Consider the following 19,712-nt stretch of genomic DNA (forward strand, 5'->3'; position numbering starts at 1 on the left):
GTGCGGGTGAATTCCCGTGACCATCACCAGAACCCTCAGCCGGATGTCAGGTGTGCGTGGGACAAGGGACGGCACGCAGCCGCTGGATGACGGCGCCGCCAGCTGCTCTTGCGCATGAGGCGGCGCGCCCGGCGACGGGCCCGTGGCGGCGAGAGGTCGCGTGGACGGTCTTCACGCCTCGGTTGAATCGCCTGACCGGTCCGACGTCGGCCAGAAGTACGGGAGATCGTTCGGCGCATCGGGGAAGAGTGACGCGTAGGCGTCCGGGTCCTTGCGCACCAGCGCCGACCGGTGGCTGCGGTGGACGGCGTCGTCGCCGAGCCAGGGGGGCAGTTCCCGGGCGGCCGCCAGAGCCGCCTGGGAACGGACTGTCGTACCGGGGCGGAATGCGAGGAGATCAGCGACGAGTGTGGCCGCACAGCTGTCTTGATGGCCTTGCGCGCGCCAGACCCTGCAGACTTCCAGGCCATACCGGACCAGCGCTTCCTCATACCCAGCCCACATCCGCACTGCTGGATGGCGACGCCATCCGTAATCTGGCACGACGAGGCCGCGAAGCACCTGCAACCCTTCGACCCGCTGTTTGCCAAGCCGGCGACGATCCAGGACCAGGGCTGTGGCTCGGAAGTCGGGGTAGGGCAGGAACGTTTGCATCCAGTGCGGCTTCCTCTCAACGGTCGTCGGCGCGGGAGGCGCGGGAGGCGCGGGAGGCGCGGGAGGCGCGGGAGGCGCGGGAGGCGCGGGAGGCGCGTCGGCCGAGGAGGAGAGCGAGACCGATCATGCCGATCCCCAGCACGAAGTGGAGCCAGTCGTCGGCAGTGTTGAGGGGCACGAAGTTGGCCTCACTGTCGTGGCTGACAGCCAGACCGTAGATCCACAGCACCAGGTAGATGGCCCCTCCGCCCAGCAGGTACGCATATGCAGCGGAGGCGGTGCGGGCGAGCGCCAGTCCGGCGATGCCGAAGGCCAGGTGCACGAGGTTGTGCAGGATGGAGATCTGGAAGATCCCGAACAGTTTGGCGCCCGAGTCGTGCGAGGCGAATTCCATCGCGCTGTAACTCGTGGTGATGCCGGGAATGAAACCCAGGATACCCACCAGGAGGAATACGGATCCCACCAGCATGGCGATTTGCTGGACGGGGTTGCGGACGGTGGGGTGGCGTGTATGTGCAGTCATGATTGTGGGTCCTCACTTGTCATGCGGGAGGTTCAGTACCGGCAACCGGCCCCCCGCGAGTACCACCCTCCGGCGACCACCACGCCGAGTACCACCCTTGGTGCCGCACACACCACTCGGCAGCCCGACAGTCTCAGCACGTCTCACAGTACGGTCGACGCCGCTCCGTCCCGATGCGGAAAGCCCGAGCGCCGGCCGCACGGAGTGGCATTTTTATTGAAAGCGCAAATGCACGGCGAGTCCTTGAGAAAGCGTGTCATCCGGAAAGAGGGGGGAACTCCGAAGCGTAGGGCGGCGCGTACTGAGGGCCCGGCCACCACTCAGGAGTGGGGCAGTGTGCAGTCCCGGTGACGGTCTCCCTGAGAGGCGCCGATGGCGAACCAGCCCTCGGCATCGTCGACCGGGTGGCGCTCACCTCGGGCGGCACGGCCCGCCACCTGCAGGTCTCAGGAACCACATCACTACCTGCCTACAGCTAGGAGACACCGTGATCGTCAAGAAAATGCACGAGATGGGCGTTCGAAGCGAACATGCTTACACGGCCGCTTTCGCATCCATCGGCCTCACCGTTGCCGCCTGGATGACCAGCCTCAAAGCGGAATCCGGCACGGGGCTGGCCCGCGCCGACCGGTGGGGGCTCTTCGTGGGCGAATGGGCTCCCACGTTCTTCGGTGTCGGCCTCGCCCTCTCTCATTACGAACAGGACGATGGCACCTTCACGGCCAGCGTCCATGAATTTCAGCAGCGCCAGGAGGCCGGCTGAAAGAGGCCGTAGCAGCCGAATCTTCGCGGTGGCGCTCGCCTCGGCGGGTGCCACCGCCCTCTGCTGTCAGCTAGAAACGGAAGACTATGAATGCTCACAACGATGGCCCAGACCGCGCCCATCAGCGCCCCGAGGGGTTGAGCGACACGATGGTGCAGGCCCTGGGATCGCTGTCGAAAGCACTGGAGACAACGGAGCGCGCCCGAGGGTACCTCTACGGTTTCCATCAGCTCACCGGTGCGGCCGACCTGGAATTGGACCGCGCTGTACGGCTGTTGCGTGAGGCCGACCACCAGGAGTGGGCCGAAAGAGTGAAGACAGAAATCGTCGGCCGCAACGTCATTCCGGGCCATTGGACCTTCCAAATCATCGAGGCTTACAACGAGACCTACTACGAGCCGTTCAAAGACCTCGAACGTGCCGCAGTGAACGGGTTGGCCGAAGGCCGGGATCACCTGTACGAAGGGGAGATGAAGGAAGCCCGCCGTACTGATGGACACCCGGCCCACACGGCGCGTCCCGACACCACCCCGTAGCCGGCCTCGCGCCGCCCCTGCACACTCACAGCCGGGAGGACGAGAGCTGGGTGGTCCTGTCCGGCCCCGTCCGGTTCTGGGTCGGATCGGCTCACTCGACGAGTGCGACACCCATGACGCCGAGCCGGGCGCCTACGTCTTCGGCCCCCGGTTAGTGCCCCATACGTTCCAGCCGCTCACCACCACGGCGGACGTGCTGGTCATCAACAACCACGGGGCCATCGAAGGCTACTTCCGGTCGATCGGCCCCGCCGACGCACGCCATGACACGGATCACGCGGACATGCTGGCCCACTACGGGGTGACACTTCTGGACGGCCCACCGCACGCCTCGTGACCCTCTAGGCTCGGAAACGCGTCCGGAACGCGTCCGGAAACGCGTCCGGGGAGGTGAGCGCGTGGCGATCACATTCGACGACCGGCCGTCGGAGTCACCCCACATCGAGCGCGTCTGGCGCAGCCGCAGCGACGCCCTCGGCCGGATGACGTCGATCGCCACCGCGCACTGGACGCTGGTCGCCTGGCGCGCCGGACGGAGCTGGCGGATCGCCGCGCAGGGCCCGGAGACCGCCGCCACGACCGCTCCGGTGCCGCCCGAGACGGAGTTCCTGGGGATCCGGCTGTCGCTGGGCACGGCCCTGGAGCGGCTGCCGACGGACCGGCTCGTGGACCACGACATCGAGTTCCCGGACGTGTCGCGGCACTCCGTACGGATCTTCGGCCACACGATGCCGCTGCCGGACTACGACAGCGCGGAGGACGTCGTACGCCGCCTGGCGCGGGCCGGAGTGATCGTCCGCGATCCGATGGTGGGCGAGCTGCTGCGCGGCGGTTCCCCGGACGCGACCGCCCGTACGGTCCGGCGGCACTTCCTGAGCGCGACCGGCCTCACCCCCGGGCTCGTGCGGCAGATCGAACGGGCGCGGGAGGCCGCCCTGCTGATCCGTACGGGTGCGCCGATCGCGGGCGTCGCCCACGACCTCGGGTACTACGACCAGCCGCACCTGTCCCGCTCGTTGGGCCGCTTCCTCGGGCATACGGCGACGGACCTGCGGACGGGGGAGTCCGGCCAGCTGTCCCTTCTGTACAAGACCTGACCTCGCTCCGCGGTCTAGCGTCGGGACAGCTGACGGAATCGGCACCGGAGCCGGAGCCGGAGCCGAATCGGAACCGGAGCCGGGGTCGGCGTACCGAAATCGGACACAGGAGGACACGTGCGCAGAGTCGTGCTGGCGATGATGACCACGCTCAACGGGCGGCTCGACGACCCGGACGCATGGGTGACCGGAGTGAGCGACGACCACTACCAGGAGATCGACCGCGGCTACGCCACGTTCGACACCATCCTGGTGGGCCGGGTGACCGCGGAGGAGATGTACGCGTACTGGCCCACCGCCGGCGACGAGGAGGGCGCCGGTGAGCCGCAGAAGGCGATGGCCGAGAAGATGCACTCGTACAAGAAGTACGTGTTCACCACCGACCCGGACCTGACGCTGGAGTGGCACAACGCCGAACCGGTGGCCGTGTCGGGCGACGACGAGATCCGGGCCTTCGTCGAGGACCTCAAGGCCCGGCCGGGCCGGGACATCCACCTGTCCGGCGGCGCGCGGCTCGCCCAGACCCTCGTACGGCTGGGCCTGGTCGACGAGTTCCGCTTCTTCGTCTTCCCGGTCTACTCGCCGGGGGCGAGCTGGTTCGACCGGCTGGAGGGGCAGCAGGGGATGGAGCTGATCAGCTCGACGTCGTTCGAGAGCGGGGCGGTGGCCGTGTACTGCAGGCCCACCCCGCGGCCCGCCGCTTGACGATGGCGGTCAGTCCCACCTTCCAGCCCGTCCGGCGTTTGAGGACGGCCCTCGGCCACGGTGTGCGTGAGGTGTGCCGGATCGCTGTCGGTCCATCGACCGTTGTGTGGCCGGTTGCGTGGTCGTGCCTGGCTGGGTGCCGGGGCTCGCCGCGGGCGGTGGCCGACCCGCATTGGCGGGCGTCGTACGACGAGCGCACGATGGAAGTGCACAGACAGTGCGGGAGGACGCGGACACCGCACGGCACCAAGCCCCCGTACGGACCCGCGGGGCCTCGCCAGGGCGGCGGCCGTGCCCTCCGATCACCGCAGCCGCCGGAGGTGTGGGAGCAATGGCCACATTCATGGACGTCCACCACGGCATGAAGGGCATCACCGCAGATCAGCTCAGGGAGGCGCACGCCGCCGACCAGGCCATCGAGAAGGACGAGAACGTGCACTTCGAGAAGGCGTGGGCCGACCCGGAGTCCGGCACCGTCTACTGCCTCTCCGAGGCGCCGTCCGCCGACGCGGTGCGCCGTGGCGACGAGCTCCTTCAGGTGGTCGGACAGCCCGACGACGCGCTTCTCGATGCGCTCGCGCCCGATGCGGTCCCACACCTCGCAGGCGCGGCGCACGCCCGCCATGATCGCCATGCTGCCGTTGCCGGCCTGCTGGAGCCGGGCCGCGATGTCGTAGCTCCCCTTCGGCCCGTCGGTGCGGGGCGGCACGCCGCCCTCGGCCGGGTACCCGCTGGCGACCACCGGCCAGACCCCCGGCGCCGGCGCGGGGGGCGGGCAGCCGGGCGGTGGGGGGCCGGGGGCCCGGGTGCTGTTCCGGGGCCCCCGGGCAACGGTGAACGAGCGGGTCAGAAGGGGCGGTTGAGGAACACCGCGATGTCGTCGGCGAGTGCTTCCGCGTGGTCTGGCGCGGTTTCGCTGAGGTCGTCGAGGAACCAGGTGCAGCCGTTGCGGAGAATCTCGTGGCGGCGTGCCCCGTTGACGGTGGCGTGATCCAGTACGGCGGCGAGGGTCCATGCGGCCCGCTCGTACCTCGGACTGCCGTTGAGGGTGCCGCCCATGCTGAGGGTGTGGGCGGAGTCGGCGAGTTGAGCGGGGGTTGCGGTGCCGTGGAAGTGGTGGCAGAGGCACCGGACGACTTCGCGTGCTGCTTCCTGTACTTGCTCGGGGTCGGGCTTGCTCTGCCACACGCCGGGGATGCGGAGGAGGCGGGCGACTGCGCTGGTGGCGGCGTTGCCGCACGTGAAGCGCTCGGCGAGGCTTGGGGCGCGGCCGTCGGCGGTGGCGTGGTGGCCGTACGCGGCCATTGCGCGGGCGGCGGTGTATGTGGCCCATGTGCTTCTGGTGGCGGGGTCGTCGGCCAGGGCCGGTGCGGCGACGCGGTTGATCAGGTCCCATACCTGGCGGGTCAGGGCCTCGCAAGCCGTCTCGATGGCTGCCGGGCTGGACGCGCTGTAGCGTGCGGCGACCAGTTCTGTCCTGGCTCGGGCGCGGTGGGTGAGGAGTTCGGCGGCTCGGTTGCTGAGGTCGGCGGCGCTGGCCTCCTCGGCGTTCGGCTTGAGTTCGGTTGTGGGGTGCGTGCTGACGCGGGGTCCCCAGCGGACCACGGCTGCGGGAGCGCCGTGACGGCCGGTGAAGGTACGGATGACGAGGCCGGGCGGGAGGTCGGCCAGTGCGTCGTCGGTGATGTGCGCGACGGTTTGCCTCGCGCGTACACGGGGGGTGGGGGTCATCGTGTCCTCTCGTGGTGGGCGGGTCCGGGTGCCGTTCCCGGGTCCGGCTGTTGGTGACGGGGTGAGGGCGGCGGGTCGGTCGCCGCTGTGCTGAGTCGGTGGTCAGTCGGCCAGTTCGAACGCAAGGGCTCGGCCAGCGGAGATGACGTGGGCGGCTGAGGTGAACTCGGGCGGGCTGAAGTTGGGGTGGTCGCAGGCGGTCAGGGCCAGCAGGTGTGAGCTGTGGTCCTGGTCCGGGTGGTAGGCGAGGCGCCGCGCTCCGAGTGCCTTGCAGACGGCGGCGTCCGCTGCGTCGGGGTCGCGGGGCAGGGGCGCGCCGGGCTTGGCTGTCTGCTGGTGCGGGCTGGGTTCGGTTTGCGAGTACGCGTATACCTCGCCGGTGGCGAAGCTCCGTACAATCCCGTGGGCGGCGTCCAGGCGCCGGCCGCGTGGACTGCGCACGGCGGTGTAGATGCGGTGGCCGGTCTCGTCGGTACGGACCCGGCGGCCTCGGCACTGCCAGCCCTGTGCGCTGTCAACGATCTCGCGTGGTGCCTGCGCGGCGATCAGTGCGATGTTGGTGACGGTGGCGCGCTCGGGGTGCATGGCGGCGGTCCAGAGGACGTCTTTCCAGACCTCGGGGTAGTCGAGGCTGAGCACGGTTACATCTGCGAGTTCGTTCACGAAGCGGCGGCCGTTGCGGCGCCGTTGAGCGGTTTTGGGCATGGCGGCTCCTTGTCTGGTGTGGGGTGGGTGATGGGGGGCGCCGGTTCGGGTGCCGTTCCCGCGGACCGGCGGACAGAGGGCCGGGGGCGGGGTGCCCCCGGCCCGTACGGCGGCTATGCGGCCGCGAGGCTCATTGCGGTAAGGGCCTGCGCCTCGAGGTCGTACGCGGCGTCCGCGTCCGTGAGGGTCTGGGCGGTGGCGGTGATGGCCTGCATGACGCCGCCAGCCGTGGTCTGGCCGCCTCGGATGTACTGCTGAAGGATCGAATCCCGCAGTTCCTCGGAGAAGCGGAGCTTCTTGGAGACGACTTCGACCGTCTTCACGGCGTCGGTGACAGGGCGGGCCGCCTCCCGCTCAATCTCCGCGATCTTGGTTTCGACGTACGACCGGTCAAGGAACGTTGCGACGGCGTCGCGGGCCTGCGCGGTGATGAGTTGAAGGTTCTTCGTCTCGGTGTCACCGGACCACCGGATGATCCCCGCGTCCAGCTTCGCGCCGAGGTGGACGGCGCGGAGCGCGTCCTTACCGATGGTCATCCCGTTGTCGCAGACTTGGACCACGATGCGGGGGACGATGCTGAACGCCCCGGCGCCGACTTCGCTGTTGGCGAGCACGAACCCGGCGGACACGATCGGCAGCTCGCTGCCGCTCTCCCCGGTGAATGGGGAGCGGTAGTTCTTCAGCAGTGCGGGGGCGAGTGCCTTGACGTGCTCTGACTGCACGCGGACGATCATTCGGCGGTCGGTGAGGTCACATCCGGTGATCTTCACGTCGTGGCCGGATTCCTTCACTCCGGCCAGCGCGGCCGTGAGTACGTCGAAGTTGTCGATCACCTTGTAGCTGTCGGAGAGGAACGCGCGGAGCACGCCCTCATTGCCCCGGCCGTCGTTGAATCCGCGAAGCAGGAACCTGCGGTCGTCCTTGGAAAGCCACCCGTTGATGTTGGTGTCGTAGAGGTCGGGTCGCTCGGTGCGCATCCGGCGGAGGTAGTTCAGCGGGATGCCGAGCTTGGCGGCGATCCCCTCGTCCGCGACGGCGGTAGGCCGATAGGTGCCGTCGGCCGTCATCACGCCGCTGGGGGTGATGACCGGCGGAAGTCCCCGCACAGTGAGGGTGCCGCCATGGGCGCTGAGCACGGAGGCGGGGGCAACCATGTCGATCTTGGAATCGTGCTGGCGCTGGAGGATCCGCGCGAGGTCGCCGAGCTCCGCGTTGCGGGCGCTCATCGCGTCCGTGGTGTCGGTGGTGGCGCGGCTGGCGAACAGCTCCGCCTGGGTGGGTGTGATCTGGGCTGGTGCGGTCACGTCCTGTGCTCCTGTCTGGTGTGTGGTGATGGGGCGTCGGTTCGGGTGCCGTTCCCTTCCCGACACAGAAAACTCTACAGCAATCATGGTGGTGCGACGCGTAAGACACGCAGGTCAGAGCGTGTTTGTGGTCAGTTGGGCGCGCCTTATCGCGGTGCCGAGCCCTCGGCACACCGGGGCGCCGGGGACGGGTGGTCCCTCCGGTCGGTCGGCGCTCACGGTGGGCCGCGCCCGGGTGGGGGTGCCGGGCTCGCCCGGAGGGCGACCGCGTAGCGGCCTGCCCGGCACCTCCGTCCGGGGGTGGCAGGGTGCGGAGTGTCGGCCGGGCGGAGGGACCACCCGTCCCCGGCGCCTTCACCGCAACCACCCGCCGGGCCGCACCGCGCAGCGGCGCCCTCTCCCCCTCTGGCTCGCGTCGTGCCCCCCGGAGGGCCGCCGGAGGCATCTCGAGGATCGGGCAGGCGCCGCCGCGGGCTGTTCCGGGCGTCAGTGCCACATGTCGGCGCCGTCGACGGCCGGCGGTGCGGCGGGGTCCGGCGCTGCGGGTGGAGCGGGCGGCCGGGGAGGGATGGTGTGCGGCGGCGGCGGGGGCGGTGCCGCCGCGGCGGCGGGCACGGTCGTGGTGTGCGGGCACCCCGGCGCGTGCCGCCGGGGTGCCAGGGCGACGCGCACTGTCTGTGTGGTGTCCAGCGGATGCCCGACGGCGACCACCGCGCGCCCGGGGGCGAGTCTGCGCAGCTTCTCCGGTTCCACGATCCGTTCGCGTACGGGCCGCAGCGACGACGAGCCGGTGGTACCGGTGGTGGTGCCGAGCGGTCCGGCGTCGTCCTGGACCTGCAGCACCTCTTCCCATCCGGGTCGGGTGCCCAGCAGCGCCGCGATGGGCTCGGCTGCGGACCGCTGCCGATGCAAGATCATGATGTTGCTGTTGGTCATCACCGCGGCCGCGAACTCCCGGCTTACGGCGTCCAGGTCCGCGAGGTCCTGGGTGGCCAGCAGGAGTCCGCCTCCCGCTCCCCGGATGCGCAGGAACAGGCTGGTCATGGTCGACCCTCCGAGTGCGGAGAATTCGTCGACCCCGGCGAAGAAGAAGCCGTGGACACCCCAGCCTTCCTCCAGCAGGCGGTCGCCGACCGCGCCCAGGTCCGTCAGCGCCAGGCTGCCGATCTGGCGGGCGGCCCGCGCATCGCGGGCGGCGGAGAGGCTGAACAGTACGATGTCCCCGGACTTGATGGACTCGTACAGGGCGATGCCGTCGGGCCGGTCGGCGAGCACGCGGCCGGCGTCACCCGCTGACATGTTGACGATGCGTGCGGCCAGGCCGGGCACGGAGCGCTGGAGTTCGCGCCCGTCGCGCTGCAGATAGTCCAGGTACTGGTGCACGACCCGGCCGGTCGTGCTCTTCAGCATCCGGGTACGGTCCGCGAGGGCCTTCACACTCATCAGCCGGGACAGATCGGGCAGGTCCCGCCGCCAGGAACGTGTGCCGTCCGGGAAGGACTCGGTCACCCCCTGGTCAACCAGGTCGTCCAGGGCGCGCATGGCGTGCCGGAGGAAGACCTCGGCGGCTTCCCGGTGATGGGGTTCGCTGAACCCTCCGCCGGCGACCTGGTCGAGGGTTTCGACGATCCGGGAACACACCTGCTCGACCGTCCCAAACCGGATCGGGTTGTAGGCGCAGCCGCGGCCGGTGACTGTCACCATCCGGAACCGGCGCCCGGCCGTACGGGCCATCGTCTCGAGCGCGGCGGCGAAGTCCGGGTCGGCCTTCATATCGATGAACACGATCGGGATGGTGAGCGGCCTCGCGTGCGGGGTGGCGACCAGCTGGTGCAGCAGACGCTCGATCGTGCTGCTCTTGCCGTAGCCGGTAGCTCCCGCGACGAACACGTGCTGCCTCAGCGCCGAGCCGGGGATGTCGTACACGGCGCCGGTTTCGGTATCGACGCCGAGCCGCACTCGGAGCTCCGGCAGACCGCGTGCGGGCTCCCGGTCGTCCTGCTCCCCTACGGCCGCGACCGCGGCGTCGAGCTGGTCCTCGGGTAGCTGCTCCGGCTCTTCCCGCCACCGGGCACGGTGCCGCCACCGCCACATCAGCCACGCCCCGCCGATCAGGACACCGGTTGCGACCGCGAGCGGAGCCTGGCTCGCCAGCCAGTCCGGGCACCGCCCGGCAGCATCCTGCGCCAGGCCCTCCGGCCCTTCTCTCAGCAAGCTCTCCCGGTCCATCGCAGGTACCTTGCGTGCGATCTCCCGGTATGGGGCGAGGTACGCCCCCCAGCCACCGCACGCGGCCACCAGAGCGGCGCCGACCGCCCCGCCTCCGGCCATCCACCACCGGCCCCGCAGCCGCAGGCGGCGCCCGCCCGCGACCACGAGCACCGCGACCCCCAGGGAGATCGGCGCCAGGACCACTGCCGGGACCGCGAGCATCCGAGCCAGCGATTCCCACGCCGAGACCGTCCGCCGCTCCTGCCCACCCCAACGCGCAGTCGGCCGAACCACCCCTCTATCACTCACTGCACCCACCCGTGCACGGAGAGAACACGACTCCGTACCGTACCGCGCCCCTCCCACCGCCAGGGCGCGGACCCCCAACGGGCGCGCAGCGCCCGCCTCTCGTGAGCCGCGGAGCGGCTTCACCCGCCGGGCGCGCGGATGCCGCGGAGCGGCAGCGCGGCCGTGAGCCGCGAAGCGGCGAACTCCCCTGCGGAGCTGGGGCCCGCAGCGGAGCTGCGGAGCACGGGGCGCGGAGCGCCCCCTCTCCCACTCCGCTTCCCCGTACGACCCGGGCCCGTACGGGAAGCGTCACAGCGACCGGCAGGACACCGCCGCAGGACGCGCGCCCTGACCTTGCGGCCGTCACGCCTCCAAGCCGAGAACAGCAAAGGTCACACGATTGGGGCAAGCGTTTCTGCAGGTCACGAACTGTCCGGCTATCCTCCGGCGCGCAGACCCCACGCACCCCCGAGAGCACACCCCGAGCACATCCGGCCGACACCCGGTGGCGGGAGAGAGGCGGACGAATGCCGACGACCACGGCCCGGCGGAATCATGTGATGACCAGCCGGGACCTGGAGATCCTGCAGTGGGCGGCGCGCTGGCGGGCCGTCACCTGCCCTCAGGTGGCTAGGGAGTTCGACCGGCGAACGGAGCGGACGCGGCGGCGGGAAGTCTACGAGCGCAGGCTCCGCGCCCTGCACCAGCTGGAGCTGCTCCAGCAAGCGCGGCCCCTGGGAGACCAGCCTCGGATCCACTGGCTGACCCGGGCCGGGATGGCGGCCGCCGGCGTCGAGGGCACCCCGGGGTCCCCGAGCGTCGGCGAGCTCGTGCACGACCTGGAGGTGGTCGAGCTCGCGCATCATCTGGCGGTGACCCAGCCGGACCACCAGCTCGTCACGGAGCAGGAGATCCGGCGATCCGAGCCGAATCCATCCTCCGGGCCTGGTGCCCGGCTGCGGTCCGACATCGAGATCGGTGCCGGGCGAGGGACCGGCGGGCGCTCTTTTCCGGATCTGGCGTCGGTCGTCACGAGTGAGGACGGCGCCGAGCAGGTGTGGGTGCACGAGCTGGAGCGCGCCCGGAAGGGTCGAGCACGGCTGCTGTCGATCATGCTGTCGTACGTGTACGCCGAGCACGTGCACGGTGTCGTGTACTGGGCCTGGCCCGGCCTGGCCGATCCTCTGGCCGCGGTGGCGGAGGAAGCAAACCGGACCGCGGCGGCGGCAGGATTGCGACCCTGCGTCGTCGTCCGGCCGTGGCAGCCCCGGCTCTGACGACCGGGCAGCAGGAGGCATGCCCGCAGCGTACGCGAAGGACTGAACCCCCGGCCTGGGAGCGGCCCTGGAGTATCCGCTGCACCCGCGGGGCTGACTCACCCGCTGCTGCGGGCGCGCTTCAGGAGGCGCTGCGCCGTGCGTTCGGTGACGCCGTACGTGCTCATGATCTGCTCGGTGGTGACCGTGTCACCGTCAGCGAGACGGCCAGCGAGCTCTGCGGCCCGGCGGGCGGCGAGTGAGCCGCGGGCCGTCGGACGCCGACGGCGGGTGTCACGGGCGCCGGGCGGGCGGCCGGTGCGGGCGGGGTTCGCGCTCGGCGGGTGATCACGGTGGTGCTCGATCTCCCGAAGCGTCCACCGTCGCTTGCGGCCGATCTTCCGACCAGACGGCGCCTCGCCACGGGCCGCGTACGCCCGGAGCGTCGATGCGCCGATACCGAGGATGTCGGCGGCCTGCTCGGCAGTCAGCAGCACGTCCTCGCCGTGCTCACCGTCCTGTCCGGAGTTCGGGTTCATCGTGTGGGTGCCTCCGGCCGATATGCTGGTGATGCATCGTCACGCCTGTCTGGCGTGTGATGGGGTTCGGGGCCGGCGGATGCCGTCACCACCCGAGGGTGGTGTCCCGCCGGCCCTTCTCGCCGTCACCAAAAACGCTACAGCATCGCGTGTCGGTGTGGGGCCGCCTGCCGTACGGCGGCGCGCCGGAATGGGTCCGCCGACAACGAACGTCCCGACGCACGCGGCCCCTTCGGATGTTCCGGTTCCGAAGGGGCCCCTGGGCTGTGCTCGTTGCGGTCTAGCGCGCCTGCACCCACCACGCTAAGAGGCCGATGGTCGCGGTGCCGGACGCGTACGCCGCGCCGCGCAGGAAGTTCGTCGCCACGAGCCGGCCGTAGCGCCGCCATCGTTTCCTGAAGCGGTCGGGCCTCGGCAGACGTCTCTCCGTAGACTGCATGTGGTGCCCCTCTCGTCAACGCTCAAGACAGTGGTGGTTCCGCGCAGGGAGTCCTTGTCAGCCCGAGGTTGGATGCCGGACGGCTGGACACGGGCTCCCTTGCGCTTGGAAGAAGCCTACGAGGTTGTGCACTTGTGATTTTGCCGGGGGTGCCCTTCTGTCGAACTTGATCGCCCTGCGGTTCACGAAGTAGGCGGGACGGACGCGGACTTGGAGCCTTCCACACTCCCTGTTGGTTTATCTCTACCTAGCCCATGGTAGAGATAAAACATGCCGAAGAGACCTGCCGCTCCGCAGCCGCGGATGACGCTTCCCACGCAACTCGTCCTGCAGGTTCTGCTGGAGCAGCCGTCCCAAGAGCTCTACGGACTTCAGATCGGCTCCCAGGCCGGGCTGGCCAGTGGCACGATCCACCCGATCCTGGCTCGACTGGAAGCAGTGGGCTGGTTGACCTCCCGATGGGAGGACTCAGACCGAGCTCATCAGCAGGGCCGCCCGCGCAGACGGTACTACCAGCTCAGCCAGGAAGGCTGCTCACAGGCCCCCGTCGCGCTGGCCCGCGCTAAGGCTCGCCGAAACGCGCTGCGAGGGATGTCTCTGAATCTTCCCGGAGAGGCCCACGCGTGATCAGAGCCATCCGTGATCGGGCAAACGTTCCAGACGGAGACACTGCCCTGATCCGAGAACTCCCCGATTCGCCGGGGTGTGACCACAACCGGATCGGACCGCTGGCTCATCGGCTGACGACAGCAGCCTCACTCCTGCTCCCGCGGGCGGATCGCTCCCGCTACCTGGAAGAGTGGCAGGCAGATCTGTGGGAGCTCAGCGACGGGCCCGGGCGCCAGCAGACCGTCTACGCTCTCCGCGTCCTCATTCGTGCCCTGCCCATCCGGCGTGCGGCCTGCCAAGGCCGAAGGCGTGCGGTCCGCCGAGGCCGGTGGCGCGAAGCCGCCAAGGACCTGCGCAGGGTGGTGCGCTGCGTGCCGATAGCGGTCATCGTCGCTGTTTCGATGTCTGGCACGGCAGCGGCAGACGGCCCAGGCACCGTTAGGGCTCCCGGTTGTATGCCTGACTGATCGAGTTGCCGAGGATCGAGCGCCAGCAGTTGGCAGCGGTCGTCCGTACGGCAGGGAGCATTCACGACTTCTGGCCGGATACGCCGGTGTAGGCGCGCAGGTAGCGGTGGATGTTGGTGAGGTAGGTGCGGATGGTGGTCACGCACTGCTGGCCGCAGCCGGCCTCGCCGGGGGTTGGCATACCGGTCGCGGACCAGGTGACGCGTCCGCATCCGGCAACGTGGCAGACGGCCATCGCGTCGAGGGCGCTGATCCGTTTGCCCGGGTGCCGGGTGAGATAGGCCGTCATCTTCCGGAGGTTGCCGCAGGTGTAGGTGATGCCGACCCGGAGGTGGACTGCGGGCTCCCACACCGCGTGGCCGCTCGGGGGTTTGCTGCCCTGGCTCCAGGTCCCGGCCGTTCCCTCGACGGCTTTCCACACGGGGCGGCTGAGCTGGTAGAGGCCGCCCGCTCCCCCGTTGCTGTCAGCCGACCAGGCGCCGGGTTTCCACCGGCTCTCCGCCATCACCTGGGCGTAGACCCACTCCAGCGGCAGTTCCGGACAACCGGTGAGTTGCCGCTGGATCGTGGGGGTCATCTTCCGCGCGAGGTCGGGCAGGGAGGAGGAGGTGCCGGCCCGCCCCGCGAGCGGGAGGCAGTCGGCGGCCGATGCCGCGGCGACGGCCGGCCCGGCGGCCGGGAGCGCGGCGGCGGTGAGATACGGCTCGGGGTCGACGGGGAGATGGCGGCCGCCGATCTGGGGCCGGACTTCGAAGTGAAGGTGCGGGCCGGTGGTGTTGCCGGTGGCGCCGACGGCGCCGATCCGGTCGCCTGCATTCAGGTGCTGTCCACGCGCGGGCAGGGCCTTCGAGAGGTGCGCGTACACGGTCACGACGTTGTCGGCGTGCAGCACGGTGACGTACCTGCCGAAGGCGTGGCCGGCGCTCTCCGGGACGACCGCCAGGACGACGCCGTCGGTGGCCGCGAAGACTGGCGTGCCCGCGGGCGGGGCGAAGTCGGTTCCGGTGTGCCGCTTCGACCAGTTCGGCCCGTCCTGCCCGAAGCGTGCGGTGACTGTGGCCGGTGCGGGAACCGGGTACGTCCAGGACGCGGAGTGGAGCGTCTGGGGCGGTACGGGCGGCCGGGCGTCGGCCTGCGCGAGGGGCAGGTCGATGTGCGGGCCGGAGGAGGCGCTGTCCGGTCCAGCAGGCTGGGCAGGCCCGGCCGCGGCGGCCGGCGCGCATCCCGCCCCTGCGGTCGCCGCGTCGCCCCCGATTCCTGCGAAAAGGAACAGCGGGAGGGCGACGAGAGCCAGCGCGCCACTGCCACCCGCCCACGCCGCTGATGTGCCCGAACGCATACCGCTCCCTCGCAGGCCACCCCCCACCAACTACGTTTCGCATACAGACGATAACTAACCGTGCAGGGTGGTCGTTGAGCCAGGCCGGAGCCCCAGGACGGAGGGAGAGGCGATGGCTGTAACCCGTGCACAGCGTGCGGCAAGTGGCCCGCCGGCCGACGTGCTGCCGCCGGTCGCCGTGGTCGGCTGCCACGGCGGATGCGGGTCGACCACCCTCGCGCGGCTGCTGGCCCCGGCCGCGCGCGAGGTCCAGCGCGATCAACTGCACACCGGCGACGATCCGCTGCTGCTGGTCGCGCGGGGCACTGCGTACGGCATGCACTGGGCAACGCGGGGTGTGGCCTGCGCCCACCAGAACATCGCGAGCGGCTGGTTGGCCGCGCCGCCGCTGCTCGTGCTGGTAGCCGACAGCACGTTGCGGGAGCCGCAGACGGTACGGGCCAGGCTGCGGCTCGTGCAGGACCGTGTCCGGGCGGTTGTGCGCGTCCCGTACGTTCCGGCCTGGCGAGACACCGACGACCCGCTGTCGGTACCGCCGACCCGGCCGCTGACCGAAGCCCTGGCCGCGCTGCGGTCCGCCGTGGCGGTGAGGACCGCGTGATGCAGGACGTGCTGGCGCTTCTGGCGGATGGTGTTCCCAACCCCGGCGCCAAGACGCCGAAAGGGCTCACCGGGCCGCGCGACACCCTCCTTGGCATCCTGAAGTGGGGCGGATTCGCCATCGCCGCGGGCTCCTTCATCTACACCGGCATCCGTATGCAGCTGGGTTCGCAAGGCGGGCGCGGGGCCACGACGGCCGCGGACGCGGTCGCCGAACTGCCGATGAAGGTCTTGGGCACCTTGTTCATCGGCGGGGTGGGAGCGGGGATCCTCGGGATGTTCCTGTGACCCCGGGCCCGACAGCCGCGCCCGAACCGGGGAAGCGCCGGCGGCCTGTGGCCATCATGGTCGGCGGGGGTCTGGTGCTGGCCGCTCTGGGTGCGGCGATGATCGGCCACAGCCAGGGATGGGGCGAGGACACCGCGCCGCCGCCTGCCGCCGCACCCTCCTCGGAGCCGGAGCACGGGCCGGACGGTGCCGGCAACGGCAAGCCAGCCCCGGCGGCGCCCCGGGAACAGGGGGAACCGGACTGGAACGGCCTGACCCGCATGGACGTCCACGGCGCGCAGCTGCCCGTCAGCCCCGTCCACGGCCCCAAGAACGCGACAGAGCAGGCCGCTTCGGGGTTCACCCGCGACATCGGCGGCGCGGCGCTGGCCGCCGTACACCTCGCCACCCGCGTCTCACCGCAGGTGGGCCCGAAGGTGTACGTACCGAACGCCGAACGCATGAAGGGTGACCGGACCGCCTTCCTGGCACAAGTGGATGCCGACTACGCGAAGGCACGTGACGCGTCCGGCCTGCCCGAAGGTGAGCCACTGCGGATCCACGCCCAGGTCATCGGCTACGCCGCCCCCGCTGCCGCTTCCTCCGCCGAACAGGTGACCGTGCATCTCCTCTCGCGCGGCGCCGGACCGGACGGCGGTGAAGTCCTGGTGTCCGTCCCCGTCACGCTCACCTGGTCCGACGGCGACTGGGCGCTCCGCACGCCTCCCGGCGGCAAGTGGCCAGGGCAGTCCGTCACGGGAACCGCCGGCTACACCCTCTTCCCCGGTGAGGACTGATGTGCGGCATCACCGACCCTGGCGGGTGCGTCGCGGACGCGGCCCGCTCCGGCCTGGAGGCCATGGCTGAGGCGATCGCCGACGCCGCCGCGTGGATCATCACCGAGAGCTTCACCTGGTGGGTGGATACCAGCGCCGACCAGCTGAACACCGGCGTTGTGAACGCCGTCCGCGAGGTCACGATGCCGCTCACAGTGAGCGTGGCCGCCGCCGGGATGATCGTTTTCGGAATCCGGATGGTGCTCTCCGGCTCGCCCGACCCGCTGCTGAGCATGGGCGAAGGCGTCGCCAAGCTGACGTTCTGGACCGTCGCGGGCACCCTGGTCCTCAACTCGGCGATGAAAGCCGCGGCCGCCTTCTCCGGATGGGTCCTGGACTCCGCCAGAACCCGCAAACTCGGCGAGCAGCTCGTCGAGGCGTTCGACCTCCCCGTGGAGGACAACATCGGCGTGATCCTGCTGCTGTCCCTGATCGGCTTCCTGGCGGGCGTGGTGCAGTGGCTGATCTCCCTCTTCCGGGAAGGCGCGGTGGTGATCCTCGCCGGGTGCCTGCCGCTGGCGGCGTCCGGCTCACTGGGGCTGGGCCGCCCCTGGCTCAGCAAGATCACGGGATGGTGCCTGGCGCTGATCTTCTGGCAACCGGCGGCCTCTCTCGTCTACTTCGCCGCCTTCAGCATGCTTGAGCACGCACGCGGCGGCCAGGAGACGCTGGTTGGCATCACCATGCTCGTCATCGCCAACTTCGCCCTGCCGACGTTGATGAAGCTGTTCTCCTGGGTGGTCAGCACGAGCAGTGGCGGGGGCGGCAGCGGGTCCTCGAAGGCCGCAGGAGTCGCGATGGCCTATCAGATCCGGGGCGCCGCCGCCGTCCGCGGGAGCGGCCGGATGAGCCCTGATCAGCACGCCCGGCTGATCGGCTCCGCCCTCCCCCATCAAGGCACTCCGGGCGGCGGCCAGACCGGGCCCGGCTCGGTCGCTTCCGGTGCCGTGCCCGGGTCCCGTACCCCCGCAGCGGACCCCGCGGGCCCCGGCGGTCCGGCCTGGACGCCCGGCACCATCTCCGGGACTCCAGGCGCCCCCGGAACATCCGGTGGTGGTGCGGCCGGCGGCAGCGGGGCGACGGGTGCCGGCGGCGCGGCTGCCTCAGGGGCCGGAGCGGCTGCGCCCGCAGCGGGCGAGGCGTCAGCAGGCGCCGCCGGAGCGGTCGGCGCGAAGGCCACAGCCGCCGCTGGCCCCATCGGCGCCGCCGCCGCTGCCGCCGTCGTGGGCGCCGCAGGCGCGAAGGCCGTCGGGCGTGCCATGACCGAGGGCGCTGACGCCCAGCCCGCCTCGCCCCGCGAGCCCGGAAAGGAAGGCAGCAAGTGACCTCAGTGCGTCTGTACGGAGGCTGGCGCCTCACTCGGGGAATCGGGCTGGGCAACCTGACGCTGGGCCAGTCCCTGATCCTGCTGGGCCTGTTGATCACCGTGATGCTGACCGCCGCGGTGGACATCCGGCTGCTGCTGTACGTCGGCCCCGCAGCCGCGGTGGCGGCGGCGCTGACCGCGCTGCGGTGGCGGGGAGAGCCGCTGCTGGAGACGCTGCTGACCATCGCCCGCTGGCGTCACGGCGTACGTGCGGAGCAGGACGTCTTCACCTCCGGCGTGGTGACGCTGCACAAGCGGGGCCTCGACTTGCCCGGGCTGCTCGCTCCGGTGGCGATCCTCTCCTGCGAGGACGGCGACGGCGGGCACTACGGCATGGCCTGGCACCGCCGAAGCGGCCACCTGACCGCCACCTTGCGGGTCGCCGCGGTCTCCACCGCCCTGGCCGATCAGGACTCCGTGGACACCTGGGTCAGTCAGTGGGGTGCCTGGCTGGCGCGCCTAGGGCACTCCCCCATGGTGCGGTGGGTGGCCGTCACCGTGGACACCGCGCCGGATCCCGGCAGTTCCCTCGAGGACTACGTGGCCGCCCGCCTCGACCCGGCCGCGCCGGCGAACGCCACCGCACTCATGCACGAGTTGGTTGCGCTCTCCCCTGCCGCGAGCGCGGCGGTCGAGACCCGGGTCAGCATCACCTTCGACCCGGCGCGCAGTCCCGAGCCGTGTGCCACCTTCGCGGAGGCCGTCGCGGAGGCCGGCCGGAACCTGGCTGGTCTCCAGCATGCTCTGGGCGCGTGCGGTGTAACGGTTCTGGGCCGCGCCAGCGCCGCGAGGCTGGCCGGGATCACGCGGGCGGCGTTCGACCCCGTCTCCCGGCCGGAGGTGGCCCGCGCGCTGGCCCACGACCCTCGCACCGGTGCCGAGGCCGACCCCGACGCCCTGCTCGGCCACGGCGTCGCCGGCCCTGTGGCTGCCCGCGAGCACCGCAGCCACTACGAGCACGACTCCGGCACATCGGTGTCCTGGGTCTGGGCGAGCGCGCCCCGGCAGCACGTCACTTCGGAGGTCCTGGTGCCGCTGCTCGCCCCCGCCCGGCATCCCAAGCGGGTCACCCTGGCCTACGAACCCCATGCCGCCGAAGCCGCCGCCGACCACTTGCAGGGGGAGGTCAACGCCGCTGCTTTCCGAGCCGCGCTGCGGCAGCGGCAGCAGCGCGCCGAGACCGCCACCGACCTCGCCGACCGCGCTCGCGCCGAGCAGGCCGCGCAGGAGGAGGCGCAGGGTGCCGGGCTGGGCCTGTACTCGATGGTGATCACCACGACCGTCACCGACCCGGAGGCGCTGCCCCGAGCCGTGGCCGACGTCGAGCAGCGCGCCGGAACCTCCAAGATCAAGCTCCGCCGGGCGCGCTGGTCCCAGGCCGCCGCGTTCGCTGCCACGCTCCCGCTTGGCATCTACCTGCCGGACGCCGTCCGGCGCCGCACCCGCTGACCCGTCCTCCTTCCGCGCCAGGAGCACC

Annotated in this window: 20 protein-coding genes and 2 pseudogenes; 13 read left to right on the forward strand and 9 right to left on the reverse strand. The window is 70.9% G+C overall.

Annotation, left to right across the window (positions count from 1 at the left end):
• Nucleotides 1-171: 171 nt before the first annotated feature.
• Nucleotides 172-654 carry an MSMEG_6728 family protein gene (locus tag DVA86_RS20130; RefSeq protein ID WP_208880202.1) on the reverse strand — a complete coding sequence of 161 codons (483 nt, stop codon included), beginning with the start codon at nucleotides 652-654 and terminating at the stop codon, nucleotides 172-174.
• Nucleotides 655-670: 16 nt separating this feature from the next.
• Entirely contained in the window at nucleotides 671-1,177 is a 507-nt protein-coding gene (locus DVA86_RS20135) for a DUF4383 domain-containing protein (protein WP_208880204.1), read from the reverse strand.
• A 487-nt stretch (nucleotides 1,178-1,664) separates the two neighbouring features.
• Between DVA86_RS20135 and DVA86_RS20140 the strand changes: the two genes are divergently transcribed.
• The 6 genes and pseudogenes from DVA86_RS20140 to DVA86_RS20165 all read left to right on the forward strand — a co-directional run.
• Nucleotides 1,665-1,940 (forward strand): hypothetical protein, encoded by a 276-nt coding sequence (locus DVA86_RS20140; protein WP_208880206.1) that lies wholly within the window; start codon nucleotides 1,665-1,667, stop codon nucleotides 1,938-1,940.
• A gap of 86 nt (nucleotides 1,941-2,026) precedes the next feature.
• Nucleotides 2,027-2,476, forward strand: a complete 450-nt coding sequence (locus tag DVA86_RS20145) for a hypothetical protein (RefSeq protein WP_208880208.1) — start codon at nucleotides 2,027-2,029, stop codon at nucleotides 2,474-2,476.
• 2 nt (nucleotides 2,477-2,478) lie between these two features.
• Nucleotides 2,479-2,813 (forward strand): annotated as a pseudogene (locus tag DVA86_RS20150) (cupin domain-containing protein); the annotation flags it as partial.
• A 61-nt stretch (nucleotides 2,814-2,874) separates the two neighbouring features.
• Nucleotides 2,875-3,573 (forward strand): helix-turn-helix domain-containing protein, encoded by a 699-nt coding sequence (locus DVA86_RS20155; RefSeq protein ID WP_222623338.1) that lies wholly within the window; start codon nucleotides 2,875-2,877, stop codon nucleotides 3,571-3,573.
• A 117-nt stretch (nucleotides 3,574-3,690) separates the two neighbouring features.
• Nucleotides 3,691-4,278 (forward strand): dihydrofolate reductase family protein, encoded by a 588-nt coding sequence (locus tag DVA86_RS20160; protein ID WP_208880210.1) that lies wholly within the window; start codon nucleotides 3,691-3,693, stop codon nucleotides 4,276-4,278.
• A gap of 331 nt (nucleotides 4,279-4,609) precedes the next feature.
• A pseudogene (locus DVA86_RS20165) lies at nucleotides 4,610-4,798 on the forward strand (SCO4226 family nickel-binding protein); the annotation flags it as partial.
• Between the two features lie 326 nt (nucleotides 4,799-5,124).
• Here DVA86_RS20165 and DVA86_RS20170 read toward each other — a convergent pair.
• The 4 genes from DVA86_RS20170 to DVA86_RS20185 all read right to left on the reverse strand — a co-directional run bounded on the left by DVA86_RS20170 (nucleotide 5,125) and on the right by DVA86_RS20185 (nucleotide 10,451).
• Nucleotides 5,125-6,009, reverse strand: coding sequence for a hypothetical protein (locus tag DVA86_RS20170; RefSeq protein WP_208880212.1), 885 nt, complete (start codon nucleotides 6,007-6,009; stop codon nucleotides 5,125-5,127).
• Nucleotides 6,010-6,111: 102 nt separating this feature from the next.
• On the reverse strand, nucleotides 6,112-6,714 hold the full coding sequence (locus DVA86_RS20175) for a hypothetical protein (protein WP_208880214.1): 603 nt from the start codon (nucleotides 6,712-6,714) through the stop codon (nucleotides 6,112-6,114).
• Between the two features lie 113 nt (nucleotides 6,715-6,827).
• Nucleotides 6,828-8,018 (reverse strand): DUF932 domain-containing protein, encoded by a 1,191-nt coding sequence (locus tag DVA86_RS35370; protein WP_245996810.1) that lies wholly within the window; start codon nucleotides 8,016-8,018, stop codon nucleotides 6,828-6,830.
• Nucleotides 8,019-8,504: 486 nt separating this feature from the next.
• A complete protein-coding gene (locus DVA86_RS20185; RefSeq protein ID WP_208880216.1) occupies nucleotides 8,505-10,451 on the reverse strand; it encodes a type IV secretory system conjugative DNA transfer family protein in 1,947 nt (648 codons plus the stop codon).
• A gap of 626 nt (nucleotides 10,452-11,077) precedes the next feature.
• On the opposite strand from DVA86_RS20185, the gene DVA86_RS20190 reads away from it, so the two are divergent.
• Nucleotides 11,078-11,794, forward strand: a complete 717-nt coding sequence (locus tag DVA86_RS20190; RefSeq protein ID WP_208880218.1) for a hypothetical protein — start codon at nucleotides 11,078-11,080, stop codon at nucleotides 11,792-11,794.
• 98 nt (nucleotides 11,795-11,892) lie between these two features.
• Here the strand turns inward: DVA86_RS20190 and DVA86_RS20195 are convergent, their stop codons facing one another.
• On the reverse strand, nucleotides 11,893-12,312 hold the full coding sequence (locus DVA86_RS20195) for a helix-turn-helix transcriptional regulator (protein ID WP_208880220.1): 420 nt from the start codon (nucleotides 12,310-12,312) through the stop codon (nucleotides 11,893-11,895).
• A gap of 280 nt (nucleotides 12,313-12,592) precedes the next feature.
• Nucleotides 12,593-12,751 (reverse strand): hypothetical protein, encoded by a 159-nt coding sequence (locus DVA86_RS20200; protein WP_208880222.1) that lies wholly within the window; start codon nucleotides 12,749-12,751, stop codon nucleotides 12,593-12,595.
• 303 nt (nucleotides 12,752-13,054) lie between these two features.
• Here DVA86_RS20200 and DVA86_RS20205 point away from each other — a divergent pair, with 303 nt between their 5' ends.
• Entirely contained in the window at nucleotides 13,055-13,378 is a 324-nt protein-coding gene (locus DVA86_RS20205; RefSeq protein ID WP_208884925.1) for a PadR family transcriptional regulator, read from the forward strand.
• Nucleotides 13,379-13,888: 510 nt separating this feature from the next.
• Here the strand turns inward: DVA86_RS20205 and DVA86_RS20210 are convergent.
• Entirely contained in the window at nucleotides 13,889-15,166 is a 1,278-nt protein-coding gene (locus tag DVA86_RS20210) for a M23 family metallopeptidase (RefSeq protein WP_208880224.1), read from the reverse strand.
• Nucleotides 15,167-15,278: 112 nt separating this feature from the next.
• Between DVA86_RS20210 and DVA86_RS20215 the strand changes: the two genes are divergently transcribed.
• The 5 genes from DVA86_RS20215 to DVA86_RS20235 are packed head-to-tail and all read left to right on the forward strand — an operon-like array spanning nucleotide 15,279 to nucleotide 19,684.
• Nucleotides 15,279-15,767 (forward strand): hypothetical protein, encoded by a 489-nt coding sequence (locus DVA86_RS20215; protein ID WP_208880226.1) that lies wholly within the window; start codon nucleotides 15,279-15,281, stop codon nucleotides 15,765-15,767.
• Complete coding sequence (locus DVA86_RS20220) at nucleotides 15,767-16,054, forward strand: hypothetical protein (protein WP_208880228.1); 288 nt, start codon at nucleotides 15,767-15,769, stop codon at nucleotides 16,052-16,054. Before DVA86_RS20215 ends, DVA86_RS20220 begins: the two co-directional genes overlap by 1 nt.
• A 56-nt stretch (nucleotides 16,055-16,110) precedes the next feature.
• Nucleotides 16,111-16,830 carry a DUF8175 domain-containg protein gene (locus tag DVA86_RS20225; RefSeq protein WP_484421925.1) on the forward strand — a complete coding sequence of 240 codons (720 nt, stop codon included), beginning with the start codon at nucleotides 16,111-16,113 and terminating at the stop codon, nucleotides 16,828-16,830.
• On the forward strand, nucleotides 16,830-18,194 hold the full coding sequence (locus tag DVA86_RS20230; RefSeq protein WP_208880231.1) for a hypothetical protein: 1,365 nt from the start codon (nucleotides 16,830-16,832) through the stop codon (nucleotides 18,192-18,194). Before DVA86_RS20225 ends, DVA86_RS20230 begins: the two co-directional genes overlap by 1 nt.
• Nucleotides 18,191-19,684, forward strand: coding sequence for an SCO6880 family protein (locus tag DVA86_RS20235; protein ID WP_208880232.1), 1,494 nt, complete (start codon nucleotides 18,191-18,193; stop codon nucleotides 19,682-19,684). Before DVA86_RS20230 ends, DVA86_RS20235 begins: the two co-directional genes overlap by 4 nt.
• Nucleotides 19,685-19,712 lie beyond the last annotated feature (28 nt).

It is taken from the genome of Streptomyces armeniacus, from assembly GCF_003355155.1.
In the GTDB taxonomy this organism is placed as follows: domain Bacteria; phylum Actinomycetota; class Actinomycetes; order Streptomycetales; family Streptomycetaceae; genus Streptomyces; species Streptomyces armeniacus.